Annotated in this window: 15 protein-coding genes; 4 read left to right on the forward strand and 11 right to left on the reverse strand. The window is 59.8% G+C overall.

What is annotated here, in order from left to right; genetic code table 11:
- Positions 1-53: 53 nt before the first annotated feature.
- Genes GA0061105_RS22980 through GA0061105_RS22990 form a run of 3 tightly spaced genes read left to right on the forward strand, consistent with a single transcriptional unit; the run spans position 54 to position 4,088 of the window.
- Entirely contained in the window at positions 54-1,070 is a 1,017-nt protein-coding gene (locus tag GA0061105_RS22980; RefSeq protein ID WP_064692365.1) for a glycosyltransferase family 2 protein, read from the forward strand.
- 12 nt (positions 1,071-1,082) lie between these two features.
- On the forward strand, positions 1,083-2,582 hold the full coding sequence (locus tag GA0061105_RS22985) for an ArnT family glycosyltransferase (protein WP_092753081.1): 1,500 nt from the start codon (positions 1,083-1,085) through the stop codon (positions 2,580-2,582).
- Positions 2,583-4,088, forward strand: coding sequence for an ArnT family glycosyltransferase (locus tag GA0061105_RS22990; RefSeq protein WP_092753083.1), 1,506 nt, complete (start codon positions 2,583-2,585; stop codon positions 4,086-4,088). It begins immediately after the preceding gene.
- A 101-nt stretch (positions 4,089-4,189) separates the two neighbouring features.
- On the opposite strand, the gene GA0061105_RS22995 is transcribed toward GA0061105_RS22990, so the two are convergent.
- On the reverse strand, positions 4,190-4,693 hold the full coding sequence (locus tag GA0061105_RS22995) for a hypothetical protein (protein ID WP_092753085.1): 504 nt from the start codon (positions 4,691-4,693) through the stop codon (positions 4,190-4,192).
- Positions 4,694-4,950: 257 nt separating this feature from the next.
- Here GA0061105_RS22995 and GA0061105_RS23000 point away from each other — a divergent pair, with 257 nt between their 5' ends.
- On the forward strand, positions 4,951-5,475 hold the full coding sequence (locus tag GA0061105_RS23000) for a tetratricopeptide repeat protein (protein WP_092753087.1): 525 nt from the start codon (positions 4,951-4,953) through the stop codon (positions 5,473-5,475).
- 109 nt (positions 5,476-5,584) lie between these two features.
- On the opposite strand, the gene GA0061105_RS23005 is transcribed toward GA0061105_RS23000, so the two are convergent.
- From GA0061105_RS23005 to GA0061105_RS23050, 10 genes are all read right to left on the reverse strand, one after another.
- Entirely contained in the window at positions 5,585-6,154 is a 570-nt protein-coding gene (locus GA0061105_RS23005) for a hypothetical protein (RefSeq protein WP_092753089.1), read from the reverse strand.
- Between the two features lie 62 nt (positions 6,155-6,216).
- Positions 6,217-7,521 carry an ATP-binding protein gene (locus GA0061105_RS23010; protein WP_092753091.1) on the reverse strand — a complete coding sequence of 435 codons (1,305 nt, stop codon included), beginning with the start codon at positions 7,519-7,521 and terminating at the stop codon, positions 6,217-6,219.
- Between the two features lie 15 nt (positions 7,522-7,536).
- Positions 7,537-8,481, reverse strand: coding sequence for a type II secretion system F family protein (locus tag GA0061105_RS23015; protein WP_092753093.1), 945 nt, complete (start codon positions 8,479-8,481; stop codon positions 7,537-7,539).
- Positions 8,482-8,488: 7 nt separating this feature from the next.
- The gene (locus GA0061105_RS23020) at positions 8,489-9,442 is read right to left on the reverse strand and encodes a type II secretion system F family protein (RefSeq protein WP_092753095.1); all 954 of its coding nucleotides are present in this window, start codon (positions 9,440-9,442) and stop codon (positions 8,489-8,491) included.
- The gene (locus GA0061105_RS23025; protein WP_092753097.1) at positions 9,439-10,887 is read right to left on the reverse strand and encodes a TadA family conjugal transfer-associated ATPase; all 1,449 of its coding nucleotides are present in this window, start codon (positions 10,885-10,887) and stop codon (positions 9,439-9,441) included. The genes GA0061105_RS23020 and GA0061105_RS23025 overlap by 4 nt, the downstream gene beginning before the upstream one ends.
- A 17-nt stretch (positions 10,888-10,904) precedes the next feature.
- A complete protein-coding gene (locus tag GA0061105_RS23030; RefSeq protein ID WP_092753099.1) occupies positions 10,905-11,477 on the reverse strand; it encodes a L,D-transpeptidase in 573 nt (190 codons plus the stop codon).
- On the reverse strand, positions 11,474-12,616 hold the full coding sequence (locus tag GA0061105_RS23035) for a response regulator/pilus assembly protein (protein ID WP_092753101.1): 1,143 nt from the start codon (positions 12,614-12,616) through the stop codon (positions 11,474-11,476). Before GA0061105_RS23035 ends, GA0061105_RS23030 begins: the two co-directional genes overlap by 4 nt.
- Positions 12,617-12,643: 27 nt before the next feature.
- Positions 12,644-13,276, reverse strand: a complete 633-nt coding sequence (locus tag GA0061105_RS23040) for a TadE/TadG family type IV pilus assembly protein (protein WP_092753103.1) — start codon at positions 13,274-13,276, stop codon at positions 12,644-12,646.
- Positions 13,270-13,749 carry a TadE/TadG family type IV pilus assembly protein gene (locus tag GA0061105_RS23045; RefSeq protein WP_092753105.1) on the reverse strand — a complete coding sequence of 160 codons (480 nt, stop codon included), beginning with the start codon at positions 13,747-13,749 and terminating at the stop codon, positions 13,270-13,272. The genes GA0061105_RS23040 and GA0061105_RS23045 overlap by 7 nt, the downstream gene beginning before the upstream one ends.
- A complete protein-coding gene (locus GA0061105_RS23050) occupies positions 13,746-15,350 on the reverse strand; it encodes a TadE/TadG family type IV pilus assembly protein (protein WP_092753107.1) in 1,605 nt (534 codons plus the stop codon). The genes GA0061105_RS23045 and GA0061105_RS23050 overlap by 4 nt, the downstream gene beginning before the upstream one ends.
- Positions 15,351-15,418 lie beyond the last annotated feature (68 nt).

The following is a 15,418-nucleotide window of genomic DNA, read 5'->3' on the forward strand; positions in this document are numbered from 1 at the left end:
TGCGGCGGCGGCAGTAAGATTGCAAGGCCGCCCGGCCTTTTGGAGATGCAAAGTTGCAGACAACGGTAGAGCCCATTCGCGGCACGAATGATCCGGTACAATCGCTCGAGCTGTCGCTGGTCGTGCCCGTTTTCAACGAAGAGGAAAGCGTCGGGCCGCTGGTCGAGCGTATCCTTGCAGCGATGGCCCAGTATCCCAATCGCTGGGAGCTGATCCTCGTCGACGACGGCAGCACGGACGCGACGCTCGTCAACGCCCGTAAGTTCGTCGGCCGCGAGGGGCTGGCGCTCAGGATCGTCGAACTGCAGCGCAATTTCGGCCAGACCGCCGCCATGCAGGCCGGCATCGATACAGCCCGGGGCCGGCTGATCGCGACGATGGACGGCGATCTGCAGAACGACCCGAAGGACATCCCTGCGATGGTCTCCGAGCTCGAGCGGCGCGAACTCGACCTCCTGGTCGGCTGGCGCAAGAACCGCAAGGATGGTCTGTTCCTGCGCAAGATCCCTTCCTGGTGCGCCAATTACCTGATCGGCCGCATCACCGGCGTCAAGCTGCACGACTACGGCTGCAGCCTGAAGATCTACCGGGCCTCGATCATCAAGCAGGTCAAGCTGATGGGCGAGATGCACCGCTTCATCCCGGCCTGGGTCGCCGGCGTCGTCCCGAGCTCGCGCATCGGCGAGATGGCCGTCACCCACCATGCCCGCGAGCACGGCGTGTCGAAATACGGCATTTCGCGCACCTTCCGCGTCATCCTCGACCTGCTGTCGGTGATGTTCTTTATGCGCTACAAGGCGCGGCCCGGCCATTTCTTCGGCTCGCTCGGTCTCGGTCTCGGCGCGGTTGCCATATTGATCCTGTTCTATCTCGGTTTCGACAAGTTCATCCTGGGCAACGATATCGGCACACGCCCGATGCTGATGGTCGGCGTCGTGCTGCTGCTTTCGTCGGTGCAGATGATCACCACCGGTATCCTGGCGGAAATGATCGCGCGCACCTATTACCGCGACGACGCATCCCCGAATTATATCGTCCGGCAGATCTTCGACGATCAAAGCCAAGTATAAGCCGGCAGCACGATGCTGGAACGCGCGACGAGGACGATCAGAACCGCGGCGCTGCTGCTTGCAGCCTATTTCGTGCTGAACATCGCGCTCCGGTTGGCGCTGCCGCACGCGCTGGAGCTCGACGAGGCCGAGCAGTCCTTCTTCTCGCAATATCTGCTGGCGGGCTACGGCCCGCAGCCGCCCTTCTACAACTGGCTGCAGTATGCCGTCGTTTCGCTGACCGGCATGTCGATCGGCGCGCTTATCATCCCCAAGAATATTCTGCTCTTCCTGTGTTACCTTTTTTACGGCCTTGCCGGGCGCGAGGCGCTGAGGGACCAGAAGCTTGCCGCCGCCGGCATGCTGGCGCTGATCACCCTGCCCCAGGTCTCCTATATGGCGCAGCAGGATCTGACCCACACGACGGCGCTGCTCTTTGCCAGCTCGCTTTTCCTCTACGGCTTCTTCCGCACGCTGGAGCGGCCGGATATCGGCAGTTACCTCCTGCTCGGGCTGGCGACCGGCATCGGGCTGATCTCGAAGTATAATTTCGCGCTGATGCCCGCCGCTGCACTGCTCGCCATTCTGCCCGATGCCGGATGGCGGCGCCGGGCGCTGGACTGGCGCATGCTGGCGGCGATCGTCGTCGCCCTCGTCATCGTGCTCCCGCACGCGATCTGGCTGCGAAGCAACCTCGAATTCGCGTCCTCCGATACTCTGGTCAAGATGGCGGCCGGCAACGAGCCGACCGGTGCCTTGAGGATCGGCAAGGGCATTCTTGCCTTTGTTGTCGCCATCATCGCCTTTGCAGCGCTGCCCGTCGCAATTTTCGCCACCGCCTTCCGCAGGGATCTCCTCCGGGCGCTCTCAGCCACAAACCGCTGGACCGCGATGCTCGAGCGGATGATGCTCGCGAGTCTGGCCGGGATCCTGCTGATCGTGCTGCTCACCGGCTCCACCACGGTGCGCGAACGGTGGCTCGACCCGTTCCTGCTGGTGCTGCCGATCTACTTTCTGGCAAAGATGCAGGCGGCCGGGCTCGACCTTTCCACGGGACTGCGCCGCTTCCGGCCGGTCGTGCCGGTGCTGATGGCATGCGTTCTGGTTGCGCTCGGCTTCCGCGTCGTCGGCGCCGGGCTGATCGGCACCTATAGCAGGCCGAATGTGCCGATGGCCGATCTCGCGCGCGACATGACGCGGGAGTTGAAACCTGCGCTGGTGATCGCCTCGGATACCTATGTCGGCGGCAACATGCGCCTGCAGCTTCCTGATGTGCCGGTGGTGATCCCGGATTTCCCGGCAGAGGGCATTCCAGCCTATGCGGCATCGGACGGGCCGGTGCTCATCGTCTGGCGCGGCAGGAAGACGGCGACGGCAGCCGATGCGGTCATGCCGGAGCGGTTTTCATCGGCGCTGGCAGCGGCTGGTATCGTGCCGCAGGAGATCGGCGCCTTGTCCCTTCCCTATTATTTCGGCCGCCAGGGAGATAATTTCGCACTTGGTTATGCCTGGGTTCGGCCGGGGACGAGATAGATGACCGAGACCAGCCTTCGCGACATCAGATGGATTTTCTTCCTGCTGGCCGGCTATTTCGTCCTTCAGATCGGCGTACGGCTTGCTACCTCGCATTCGCTCGATCTCGACGAGGCCGAACAGGCCTTCCGCTCGCAATGGCTCGCCGCCGGTTACGGCCCGCAGCCGCCGTTTTACAACTGGCTGCAATATGCCGTCTTCCAGTTTACAGGCGTTTCGCTCGCCGCCCTGTCCATCGTCAAAAACCTTCTGCTGTTCATCTCCTATCTGCTCTACGGCCTGACGGCGCGGCTCATTCTGCGCGACAAGGCGCTCGTGGCGATCGCAACACTCGGGCTGCTGACCATCCCGCAAATGGTTTTCGAGATGCAGCGGGACCTGACGCACACGGTCGCGGTCTTCTTTTCGGCCAGCATCTTCCTCTACGGCTTCGTCCGCAGCCTGAAACAGCCGAGCGTCTTATCTTACCTGATTGCCGGCATCGGCATTGGTTTCGGCCTGCTTGCCAAATATAATTTCGCCATCCTGCCGGCCGCGGCCCTGATTGCCGCGCTGGCGGATCAGCGCCTGCGGCAGCGGATCTTTGACCGGCGGCTGGTGCTGACCGCCGTCGTGGCGCTGGTCATCACCCTGCCGCATCTCTTCTGGCTGAAGGACAATCTCGATTTCGCAACCGCCCGCACCCTGGAGAAGATGACCGCGAGCGGCGATGCGAGCTATCTCAAGCAGGTCGCCATGGGTGTCAGCTCGCTCGCTCTTGCCATCGTCAGCTTCGCCGGATTGACGGTGGCGGTGTTCGCCGCCGTCTTCGGCAACACGCTTCGATCGGCGCTCGCCGCCCGATCGGCATGGACTGGGCTTCTCGAGCGGATGATGCTCGTTTTCTTGATCGGCATCATGCTGTTGATCGTCTTCGGCGGCGCGGCCGGCATCAAGGATCGCTGGCTGGTGCCGATGCTCTTTATCCTGCCGCTTTACCTCTGCCTGAAGATCGAGGCGGCGGGCGTCGAGACCGACAAGTCTTTCCGGCGCTTCATGGCCATCGTTGCCGTCATCATGATCGGCGTGCCTGCGGCCCTTCACGGCAGCGTGGCGAGCGCGCGCTTCTCGGGTCACTACGAGCGGCTGAACAGGCCGTACGCCGATATGCTCGAAAGCTTGCGCAAACAGGCCGAACCGGCGGCGATCCTTGCCGGCGACAGCCTGCTCGCCGGCAATATCAGACAGGAAATTCCCGGCATTCCCGTCCTCTCCATGGATTATCCCGGGTTCAAGCCGGATATATCGGATCGCCGGCCGCTTCTCCTGGTGTGGCTTATACCGCATAAGGGGGAAAACGAAGCGCTTCCGCCTGATATGGCGCAATGGCTCAATGCCGATCTCGGCCTATCCGCGCCCGAGACCGCGGTGATCGATGTACCCTATGTCTACGGGCGCGGCGACGACAGCTATCGCTTCGGCTATGCCTGGGTTCCTTCCGAGCAGCATCAAGCGCTAGCCCAATGATCCCACCATCTCGTCCACGTAGCATGGCTGATGATGATCGGCGGCGAGGCGAGCATAGGGTCGCCGGTTGCGCGCTGGACGACGGGACAACCTCTTGTCGATCACGCCGATATTATACGTTTGATGATTCTAAAATGGCAGCAAATGCACGCCAAAAACACGGATATGAAAAGGAAGGTTCCAAGCGGTGAGTAGGATAGCGGCAGGAACGACCAGTCGCCTCGCTGAAACTGCGGCATCGCAAAGTCGGAAAGGCCGGCTTGCGCAACGGCTGCCCGCCCCATAGTTAGCCCGGTCGCGATCAGCGCGATATGAGCATGGATGAATGCCGACCGTTGGTGTCTTTGCGGCTGCAAGGCTGCTCGAATCCCGAAAATCGACGCAAGCATCAACAGGACAGTGGCGCTCCAAATTCCAACCCCGGGTACCGCCAAAAGCAGATAGATCGGCTCGCGCATGACCGGAAGTATCGTCATATGCAGCCACCAGGCAGACGCGCTTGCCGGATAGCTTTCCAAGAGCGGCATGCTGAGAACGAAGATCAATGCTGTCGCATAAACCAGTGATGGTCCAAGTCGCATCAGCGTAAAAATAGCGATCCGCATACGGCGCTCCATCCTATGACCTGATGAGCAGGTTAGGCGACGTTGATTAATTTTCTACTCTGAGAATCACCGGACACATGATACCAACCTTGAATAGTTGGCATCTACCACGCTGGCTCGTTCGAGCGTAGACCGCATCTGTCGCTTTTTTGCGACTATTCGCTCAAATTCTTGAGTTGTTAGCTTTTTTTTACGATGATTTCCGGTGAACGCATCCGGATCTTAGGTAAAAATGTCTGATGGGGGATCGAGTTGCAATGTTGCAGATCAGAGCAGGAACCAAATGCATTGCGTTTTTGATAGCGGCCGGAGCGATCTTAGCTGGTTGCCAATCATCCAGCGTTGATGGTCTGGCTGCCTATGGCGATAGTGCAAAGACTCTTGAGGATGACGCAGCCGTCGCCTTCTATAAGAACGACGAGTTGATCACGACCGGTAAACTGCAGTTTCAGGAAAAGAACTACGGAAAATCCTACGCCATTTACAAGCGGGCGGTTGACGTTTTTCCGCAGGATCCGGCCGCTTGGCTAGGCTTGGCAGCCTCCGCCGACATGGTTGCCCGCTTCGACACTTCCGACCGCGCCTATCAGCGACTCTCGCGGATGATCGGCAATACGCCGGTCTACTACAACAATATCGGATATTCTCACCTATTGCGCGGTGACTTGCGCAATGCCAGACGGTATTTCCTGAAAGCCTATGAGCTTGACCCCGGAAACGAAGTCACTGCCCGCAATCTCGAATTGATGAAGAACAGCGTCAATCACCCTCAGCGGGGATAGGCGCCTCAGCGGCCGACAATCTGGGCCGAGACAAGATCGCTCTTGCCGCACCGCGAGCATCGGCGCGGCGTGCACCGATTGCTTTGGAGGCTTCGGTGAGGGTCGGTGTTTACCGTGCCTTCCGAAGGATGAGCTGGCCTTCCGGCGAGAGTGTGCGTTCGTAACGCGGCAGGTTATCGACGGCAATGCCCCCGGCTTCGATCGACGCAAGAGTGCTATCCGGAGTTTGGGTTTCCGCTGGCACGGCACGGGGTGCGAAAAATTGTGCCGGCTCCTTGCCGGGCGCGCTGAGAACCAAAGCTGAGCCCATGCGGGTACCGCTTATGTCGGTGCTCATCCGTTCGTTCATCGACAAGACAGCCTTCTGTAGGCCTTCCATCTTCTGGCGGACAAGTGCGAGTTCGTCGGCCTTGGCATTATCCGCGATGTGGTGCGACTGCTTGTCCAATTGGCCTTTGAGGCCGTCGATGGACCTCTTGAGCGCGGCGATGGTCTCGCGGCTCTCGCGAACATCCGCTGAGTTCTTGGCCGTATAGATGAGAACGCCAGCATTCACAGGCAGGAGCATGAGGATCAAACCGACGAGCAGCGGGTTTCTTGAGCCTCTCGGCTCCGGTGCTCGCAGATGGCTTGGTTTTGCGCCGTCGACATCGGCGTCGATATTCGGGATGCCGGTCATTCGTTTATTCCCCCGTAAGTCATCAAATCCGCGTTGGGCACATTGGCCACGAAAGGCCGTGATTATTCCGAAGTAAAGACACCTTCCCACGCCCGTTCCAGCATATCGAGCGACGCGATTCTCGCCAGGTCGTTGAACTCGCAGTAAGAACCGACAAAATCGAGAAGATATTTGGGATGATAGCACGACGCTAGCACATCGCCGTTGTACTTGCGATCGTAGAACAGGCTCAGGTCTGAATCAGAGACAGCCAATCCGGTTCCGCTGGCATAGGATTTAAAAATCCTGATATATTCGTCGCGCGACGGCGTGTTGACAAAGATCTTGTATTTGAGGCGCCGCAAGCCCGCCTCGTCCGAGAGGTCCTTCGGTGCGATATTGGTCGAAAATACCACCAGTTCGTCAAAGGGAACCTTGAACTTCTTGCCGGTGTGCAGCGTCAGGAAGTCATATCCGCGCTCAAGAGGCACAATCCACCGATTGATGAGCGCCTGCGGCGCCACCTGCTGGCGCCCGAAATCGTCGATGATGAAAACGCCGCCTGATGCCTTCAAGTGTATCGGCGCTTCATAGACATTCGGTCCCGCGTTGAAGGTGAGATCGAGCTGATCGAGGGTCAATTCCCCGCCAGTCTTGATCACCGGACGGTGGCATTCGACCCATCGTTGATCCGCTTTCGGATGGGATTCTGTGTCAGCCTCCGATACGGGCTGATGGACGGCTTCGTCATAGAAACTGATGACATGGCCGCCGACTTCGATGGCATAGGGCACCCAGATCGTTTGGCGAAACAGTTCCGACGTCCGCTCGGCGATGCTCGTCTTTCCGTTGCCGGGTGGTCCGTAAAGCAGGATAGAGCGACCGGAGTTGATGGCCGGGCCGAGCTTTTCGACCAGGGCGTCCGAAAGCACCAGTCCGTGAAGGCTATCGGTCAACCGCTCCGGGGTCACGCGCTCGTAATGGATGGACTGCAAACCCAGCTGCCGGCAGAACGCGTCGAGCGACACCGGCGCCGGCCCGACATATTGGGATTGACGCGACGCCGCATGGGCATATTCGACCCCTTTCATCGAAAGCGCGTATCGAACATCGGATCGCACATCCTCGCCGGCCAAGCCGCGAGCCTCGAGATAGGCGAGTTTCACGAGCTCCTTGATCAGGATATTGACGATCACCTTCGGCAACTTCATGCGGTCAGCGAGATGAGATGCCGTGGTCGTATCCTGCTCGGCCGCACATTTGGACGCCAGCCGAAGCAGGAACGACGGGTCCAATCCCGCTTGCTCCATGCTTGCCGGCGCCACCGGCATACGCGGATCGAGGGAAGTGATGGCCTCTTTTCGATTCTCTTCGAACGAATACTGCATACGACCTCGCTTAGCTTAACCGCCGGGTTTCATGCCGATGAAAAGACTGGCGACACGGATTACAATAGGAACGAGAACGATGACGAGGCTCACCGGAAAAAGGAATGCGCCGAGCGGCAGCAGCATCTTGACCGGCAGGGCGTTCGCCTTTTCCTCCGCGCGAACAATCCGCAGATCACGCATTTCCTTGCTGTAGACCCGCAGCGTCTGTGTTACGCTGGTTCCGAGCTCCTCCGATTGGCGGAACAGAACCGAGAGGGCCCTGGCCTCATCAATCCGCAGACGGCTGGCAAGGTTGGCGAGCGCCTCGCGCAATCGCCGGCCGCCCCGCACTTCCAGCATCATGATCGAGAGATGCAGGCCGAAATCCTGCTGTTTGTCGACGAATTCCCGGGCCACGCGGTTGGCCGCCGCCTCGATGCTCATGCCCGCATCGAGGCAGACGATCAGCATATCCATAAAATCGGGAAAGAGGCGGCGGTATTCCCGCTCCTTGGCAGCGCCACGCCGGTCGATATAGATGTTGACGAGAATGAAGGTCGCACCCGCAGCAAACATAGCAACGAACAGCGTCGCCATCTGCGACATGGCCGGTGCGACCCGGTTCAAGGCCCAGACCGTCGCGACGAGCATGCTGATACAGACGACCGCGCGAACCACCTGGAAGGTGGTCACGGCGCCGGCAGCGAAATACCCTGCCCTGATCAGCCGGTTCTGGGTGGAGTTCACATTGGTGTCACGTCGGGTAATCTCGAAATAGCGACGGATGAGGCGGTTTTCCGCCTCGCCGAGATCGGCAATGGTCGTATCGCCAAGGTGGAACTCCGGGCCTGTTGCCGCCGAGCTCTTCGACACCCGAACCGAGACCTCGCGTTGTCGAAAAAACAATTCCGATGCTGCTGCAGTAAATATCAGCACTGCAAAGAAGAGGATGAGGTAAATTCCATACTCACTCGACATGACCGCCTCAGTACTCGAAGTTGACCATCTTGTAGAGAATGACATTGCCAATCGCCATGACGGTGAGCAGCACGCCCACCACCGCGGTGCCGTAGCCGCTGTCCCAGACGGGATCGAAGTAGGTCGGCGACAATGCCTTGATCATCGCATAGAGCAGAAACGGATAGATCGACATGAAGATCGCCGTGATGCGTCCCTCTGAGGAAATCGCCCTGACCTTTGCCTTCAGCATCGTACGGTCTCGCAGCGTCTTCGAAAGGTTCTGCAAGATCTCCACGAGATTTCCGCCGGTTCCCGCCTGTACGCTCAGCGATATTGCCAAGAGGTTCAGATCCTCGGCGCCGACCCGGTCCGCCAAGTTGAGGAGGGCATCGTCCAGGCTTACGCCGTAGGTGAGTTCATCCGAGAGCAGGCCGAACTCGGTGCCGATCGGATCAGGCATCTCGCGTGCCACCAAAGAAATCGCCGCCGGCAGAGGGTGGCCGGCGGCCAAGCTGCGATTGGCGACATCGAGCGCTTCAGGAAGCTTCAGTTCGAATTTCTTCAGGCGGCGCGCCCGTGCGCGCCAGACGACGAGTGCGGGGACGAGAAGGCAGATCAGGAGGAAGACGGGTATTCTGAACAGAGCGCTCGGCACCAGGAACTGGACGACCAGCCACGTCAGAAGTGCACCAGCGATCGCGAAGAGAGCAAACCTCTTGGCATCGAACTTGATGCCCGACTGGGCGTAGAACCGCAGCAGCCGCTGCATCACGGGGATTTGCCGCCAACCTTCGCCGGCACCGCGCTCCTTGAGCATATCGCTATAGGTCTTGCGATGATCATCGCTGACCTCGAGCAATCTCAGCCGATGGTTCACTGCTCGGTGGCGTTCGGATGTCTTGAAGTAGCCGCGCATGGTCGCTTCGACAGCAACAAGGGCCGCGGTGAAAACGGCCGCGTATAGCAGGGTCAGCATCATTGAACAGGTCCCGTTTGGAGCGGTTTACCGGGCTCAAAAATCGACACAGGGATCTCGATCCCGAGTTCGGCAAACTCCTCGACGAACCGCGGCCGGATGCCGGTGGCGCGGAATTCTCCATGGATCCGCCCGCCTTCATCGGTGCCGGTTTTCTTGAATTTCATAATCTCCTGCATCTGCACGACTTCGCCCTCCATGCCGGTGATCTCGGAAATCGAGACAACTTTGCGGCTGCCGTCGCTCAGGCGCTGGACCTGCACGATGATAGTGATGGCGGACGATATCTGCGAGCGAATGCTCAACTGCGACATCGGCATCCCGGCCATGCCGACCATCTGCTCGAGCCGACCGACGGCGTCGCGAGGCGTGTTGGCGTGAATGGTCGTCATCGACCCCTCGTGACCGGTATTCATCGCCTGCAGCATGTCGAACGCCTCGTCGCCGCGAACTTCGCCGACGATAATGCGGTCTGGACGCATGCGGAGGGCGTTCTTCAAAAGTTCGCGCTGGCGGATCTCGTTGCGTCCGTCGAGCGTCGGCGGTCGGGTTTCCAAACGCCCGACATGTGGCTGCTGCAGTTGAAGCTCGGCCGCATCCTCGATGGTGATCAGGCGCTCCTTTGGAGAAATCTGCGACGAGAGAGCATTGAGCAAGGTGGTCTTGCCGGAACCGGTGCCGCCTGAAATCACCATGGACACCTTGCCCTTGACCGCGGCGCTGAGAAGGACGCGCATCGCATCGGCCATCGCGCCATATTGCACCAGGCGCTCCATTGTCAGCGGCTTGCGGGTGAATTTGCGAATGGAAACGAGCGGTCCATCGACCGAGATCGGCCTGATCGCGACGTTGACACGCGAGCCATCCTTGAGGCGGGCGTCAACCATCGGCGTCGACTCGTCGACACGGCGGCCAACCGCCGAGACGATCTTGTTGATCACCCGAAGGAGATGGTCCTCGTCTTTGAACCGCACGGCGGTGCTCTCGAGCTTGCCGCTCCGCTCGACATAGACGCTGTTGTAGCCGTTGATGAGAATATCTGCGATCGTGTCGTCGGCCAGCAGCGGCTCGATCGGTCCAAGCCCGAGCATCTCGTCGGTGATATCGCGGATCAGATCGTTGATTTCCCTGGCGTTCAGCGGGAAGTTGTTGCTCCGGATGTAATCCTTGACCAACGGTCGGATTTCGGTGGCGATCTCCTCGTTGTCGAGCGTGTCGAGGATCCCGAGATTGATGCGGTCGAGCAGGTAGCGGTGCAGATTGACCCGCTCGGAAACCATGTCCGGCCCGAGCGAGGCTTCTTCGCCGCTTGCCGTGGCGCTGTCAGAGACCGGTTGAGCAGGCATGTCCTGAACTGCGACTGGAGACGGTTCGGCCGCCTCCGGATGTTCCCGGCTTTCAGGCTCCTGCTGATGCTTGTAGAAACGCCCAATGATTCCGGTCGCCATGCTTCCCACCCCCCGAACTATTTTACAATGACAGTGGAACCGATTTTCACCCTCTCATAGAGATCGATGACATCGGCATTGCTCATGCGAAAACAGCCCGATGACGCAAAACCGCCGACCGTCGACTGCTCGTTCGTTCCATGAATGCGGTAGAGCGTGTCGGTGCTGTCCTTGTAGAGATAGATCCCGCGCGCGCCCAATGGGTTGAGCGGTCCGGCAGGCACCAGGTCCGGAAGTCCGGCTGAGCGTGCCTTCATCTCGGCAGGCGGGCGCCAGTCGGGCCACTCAGCCTTGCGTCCAACCTTGACGGTACCGCTCCAGCGAAATCCGTCTCGTCCAACGCCGATTCTGTAGCGGATCGCGCGTCCATCTGAGATGACGAGATCCAGCGTACGGTTCGCGGTGACGATGACGATTGTCCCAGCCGCGTAGCTTTTTTCGATCGTCACCACGGCGCTTGTCGTCGGCCCGAGGCTTCGTGGTACAAGCCCGCCTGCCCCGGCATCCCCGGCAGCGGCCAGAATTGCCAAAACCACCAGGCCGACATCGATGGCGCGGGACCTTGTGCGCCCACTGTCGATCGCCTTCATCGCACCAGTGCCCCAAGCTTACCGACCGCCCCGCAGAAGCGCGCCCTGGAATTCACCTGAAATGGCAGCACGCCGCGATTGACCGCCTCGCTCAAAGTATCCCAGTCATCTCCGATGACATGCGTCGGGATATCCTTGAATATCTTCTGCGTTTGCTGCCGGCGCAGGCCGAGGCCGAAAAGCTTGCTGCGGTATTTGTTAATGACGATGAAAATCTGATCCGAATTACCTCGCAGCCGTACCAGATTGGTAAACAAGTCCTTGGCTTGAGAAAGCGCAGGAACAGTCATTTCGGTGACGATACAGATGCTGTTGACCGAAGCGAGCACCTCGTATTTCCACGGCGTGTCATAATAGGGGATGTCGATGATCGTGTGGTCGCTCTCGAAGGCTGCCACGTCGAGCATGCGCAGCACGAGTTCACGGCCCTTCGGCGCCAGAAGGACGGATGGCTGCTTGAAGGACAGCAGTGAAAAGCCCCCTGAATGACGCTTTCTGACCAGATCGATGAATTCCAGATCGACCCGCGAAGGATTGGCGATGACCGGTTTCAAGTCGTAGTCGTTGACAAGGTTGAGATAATAGCCAAGCGCACCCGAGCAAAAATCCGTGTCGAACAAGTCGATCCGCGGCGCGGAATTCTTGGTCGGCTGGGCCAGCACATGCGCGAGCGACGAAGCGATCATGCTGGCGCCGGCGCCACCGACGGCTGAGACCACGGCATGCACGCGGCTGTCGCTCGCCCCAGTGCCTGGCGCATGGGTCGAAATCATGTCGATCAGGGCGCGGCGCTCGAGCGGTTTCTTCAGCCAGTCTTTGCCGTTCAGGCGGAAGAGCAGCCGCAACATGTCGTCCGGCAGGTCTTCGGAAACCACGATGAGCGGGATGTCCCGATAGCTGGTGCGAAAGGTGAGGAGTTCCGGTTGCTGCAGCAATTTCCCGTTGTCGACGTCGAGAACGATCAGGTCGAACTGCGTCGGATCGAACCGGGCCTTTTCGCCGAGCGCCTTCAGCGAGAGATGGCGGACATCGTAACGCGACAGCGACCCGAACGTATCGAGCATGAAGCTTGCTGCAGCCGCGTCATCGGAGAGAACCAGGATCTTCGTGGATGCGGCAATGTTCATGTGAGCTGTCATTTTCGCTTTCCTACGCGTAACAAGGGGTCAGCAGGTTGAACAGGTCTTCAGATCTTCCGTCGTGATCGTCACCGGATGAGCCGGGACGGTAATGTTGTTAAGTCCCAACAGCCCGCCAAGAATCGGCAGATCGAAGGAGACCTCGCGCACCTCCAGCCGCATCGTCAGCACAGGCCCGTCCGGGCGGCCCCAATAACCGAGCCCTGATCGCTGATAGGTGACGACGACGTTCGTCGCGCCAATCCGCGGATTGATGTGGCACATTCCGATTTGGGCAACAGAGGCCATATTCGGACAATCTTGCGCGTCCTTTGACCCATAGACGATGCGCTTCAGTTCGGTGCTGCATCCCGCACCCGTGCAGGTCGCGGAGATACTCGAATCGTTCGGTGTGGCCTTGCCGTTGTTGAGTGGATCGCTCGCGTCTGTCGGGAAGGCGGTGCTGAAGGCCATAGCCGAAAGCAGCGGATCGGATACCGCCGCCAAACGGGCACCATATTGCAATGCCTTGACCGTCTGATTCCACTGCGACATGGCATAGCCGAACTCGATGAAGGCGGCGAATACCAGCAGGACGATCGGAAAGGTCAGCAATGCTTCGACGAGGCTGGCGCCACTGCTATCGCTCCAGAATGCCTTGATTGCCCTTAAGGTTACCATCCGATGTATCTCTCTTCATGGAAGGAACTGATGGTGATGGCGTCGAGTCCGAGAAAGCTGAACACCGGCGAGCTCTTGTAGAGATGCGCAGTCGAAAGAGTGATGTTGCCGTCCGCATCCGGAGCGGTGATGGTGATGTCGGCAGGATCCTTCCAGTCGGGTACGCGGGGTTCGGCGTCTGCCGCAGGTGACTGCGTTCCGTAAAAGGCGATCGTCTTCGCAGTCGCCTCGTTACATGTCGGCACATAGGTTCCCGACGCCGGTCGGCAGCGCGAGAGGTAACGTCCTGCATCGCGCAGCCCGGCGTCGATCTGCATGCGCTGCCAGAAGATGCTGCCAAACTCCAATATCCCCGCCGCAAAGAGCGTCATAAAGGGGATCGCGAGGAGCGCTTCGGCAAGCACTGCGCCTTCCTCCCGCCGCCAGAAGCCGAGGCAAAGCCGATGCCGGATGAAATCGCGGAGCGCCATCATCTGACCAGCTCCGCTTCTTCCCGCAGGAATTCGTCCAGCGTGCCGCGACCACCCTTGCCGGTGATGTCGATCATCTCCAGCGAAAGGTATCGTTCGCCGGCAACCTTTATCGCGGGCTTGGTCAGGAACATGCGCGCGAAGGCCACGGCGCGCGTAGCCTTGTGGCCGTTTAGATGGCCGACGGAGGCCTCGTAACCACAATTGACAATGGCTGAGAAGATCTCGCGGCGATCGCCGTATTCGGCCGCCGTATAGTTCGAAAGGTCCGGGCCGCTATAGCACTGGCCGCCCGTTGGCGGCGTTCCGGTCTCACCATTCGCCGAGGCATGGTTGATGAGAGAGGGAGTCGTAAGCTCGTAACGATAAACATCGTATGCGGAGGGTTGGCTTGGTGTTCCCGTCGCCTGCGGGGGATAACTGGAGTAGTTGCTGAGGACCGTGCTCGTCGAGGGCGCAGCGGTTCCTTGCGCGACATTCCAATAGGTCATGTACTGCCAATTATTGCCGCTGCTGATCTTGCCGCCGGCAAGCGAAGTCATCCCCGCCCCATAGCCGAGCGGCAAAGCCTTGGTCGCATCGCCGACAACATCTCCGACCATGACCGGATTGTAAGTATCGCAGCCCTTCTTTCCGCCGCCGCCGATTGTCTGAGCGGAGCGGACGTTTTGGGCAGGTCGGTAACGGTAATTCCCGTTCACCTTGTTGAATGATGAGGAGTAAAAGCCGAAGCGCGTATTGACGCCATCCTCGACAGGCCCCGCCTTTGCACCGGTTTCCGTATCGAGGCTGTCCTGTGTATAGCAGGTACCGGGATTTCCGGTGGCAAGAGCCTCCGCCAGCACGGACGCACCATTGCCCAAGGGAGTCCGCAGGAAGCCGAAATTGCCGGGGCCGGGATTGGACGCAGCGGTGCTGTGAAGCTCGATCTGTCGGCCATAGAGATTGCCGGCCGCAAAATTGGTGTGCAAGGCCGCAGCTGCGTCTTCGCTGGCGCTTTCACTCGTGTTCCCCGCCGGCTCGAACGGATTGCAGATAAAGATCGGCGTCACGTCGCAGGCGCTGGCGTGGTATACCGCCACGGCGTCGGCAGCAATGTTGATCGTATCGCGGGTGAAGCCGACCGGGATCGGAAAGATCGTCTGCATCGCCTGCGGCTTGGCGATGACCCAGGCGTAGGACGCTTCGCTGGCCACGGTTGTTTCCATCGAAGACGGGATGGGCGTATCGTCGTTCGCCGGGATGTCCTTCAGAAAAAGCACGGTCACAGTGCTCCCCGCATCGTTGCCGGCGTCGTAGGTCACGCTGATATGCGAGCCAAGCGACATGCCGGTCCCACCCCCGGAGAAAGCCGCACTGTTGGCGATTTTCTCGATCGCCGTCTGCGCCCTGGTGATGGCATCATCGCGGCCATCGAGCTCGCGGGCTCCGGCCAGCGCCATTGCATCGACAGCGTTCTGGAGATCGGTATGCAGGTTGCTGCTGCGGCCGACATCGACGATCAGCAGCGAAAAGCCGAGAAGCATTGGCATGGCGACGAGCGTCAAGGCGATGACATAGCCACGATGATCGTTCCAGAATCGTCTGACAACCCTGCTCAGCATTGGCACACCCCCATCACGGCACTATCGCCGTGACGACCCCTTTTCGTGCATTTCCCCCGGCGCGTTGG

Source organism: Rhizobium aethiopicum, assembly GCF_900094625.1.
Taxonomy (GTDB): Bacteria; Pseudomonadota; Alphaproteobacteria; order Rhizobiales; family Rhizobiaceae; genus Rhizobium; species Rhizobium aethiopicum.

What these genes read in the sequence shown, in the direction of transcription:
- GA0061105_RS22985 (WP_092753081.1), top strand. Translation starts at nt 1,083, where the DNA reads ATGCTGGAACGCGCGACGAGGACGATCAGAACCGCGGCGCTGCTGCTT.
- GA0061105_RS22990 (WP_092753083.1), top strand. Translation starts at nt 2,583, where the DNA reads ATGACCGAGACCAGCCTTCGCGACATCAGATGGATTTTCTTCCTGCTG.
- GA0061105_RS22995 (WP_092753085.1), bottom strand. Translation starts at nt 4,693, where the DNA reads ATGCGGATCGCTATTTTTACGCTGATGCGACTTGGACCATCACTGGTT.
- GA0061105_RS23000 (WP_092753087.1), top strand. Translation starts at nt 4,951, where the DNA reads ATGTTGCAGATCAGAGCAGGAACCAAATGCATTGCGTTTTTGATAGCG.
- GA0061105_RS23005 (WP_092753089.1), bottom strand. Translation starts at nt 6,154, where the DNA reads ATGACCGGCATCCCGAATATCGACGCCGATGTCGACGGCGCAAAACCA.
- GA0061105_RS23010 (WP_092753091.1), bottom strand. Translation starts at nt 7,521, where the DNA reads ATGCAGTATTCGTTCGAAGAGAATCGAAAAGAGGCCATCACTTCCCTC.
- GA0061105_RS23015 (WP_092753093.1), bottom strand. Translation starts at nt 8,481, where the DNA reads ATGTCGAGTGAGTATGGAATTTACCTCATCCTCTTCTTTGCAGTGCTG.
- GA0061105_RS23020 (WP_092753095.1), bottom strand. Translation starts at nt 9,442, where the DNA reads ATGATGCTGACCCTGCTATACGCGGCCGTTTTCACCGCGGCCCTTGTT.
- GA0061105_RS23025 (WP_092753097.1), bottom strand. Translation starts at nt 10,887, where the DNA reads ATGGCGACCGGAATCATTGGGCGTTTCTACAAGCATCAGCAGGAGCCT.
- GA0061105_RS23030 (WP_092753099.1), bottom strand. Translation starts at nt 11,477, where the DNA reads ATGAAGGCGATCGACAGTGGGCGCACAAGGTCCCGCGCCATCGATGTC.
- GA0061105_RS23035 (WP_092753101.1), bottom strand. Translation starts at nt 12,616, where the DNA reads ATGACAGCTCACATGAACATTGCCGCATCCACGAAGATCCTGGTTCTC.
- GA0061105_RS23040 (WP_092753103.1), bottom strand. Translation starts at nt 13,276, where the DNA reads ATGGTAACCTTAAGGGCAATCAAGGCATTCTGGAGCGATAGCAGTGGC.
- GA0061105_RS23045 (WP_092753105.1), bottom strand. Translation starts at nt 13,749, where the DNA reads ATGATGGCGCTCCGCGATTTCATCCGGCATCGGCTTTGCCTCGGCTTC.
- GA0061105_RS23050 (WP_092753107.1), bottom strand. Translation starts at nt 15,350, where the DNA reads ATGCTGAGCAGGGTTGTCAGACGATTCTGGAACGATCATCGTGGCTAT.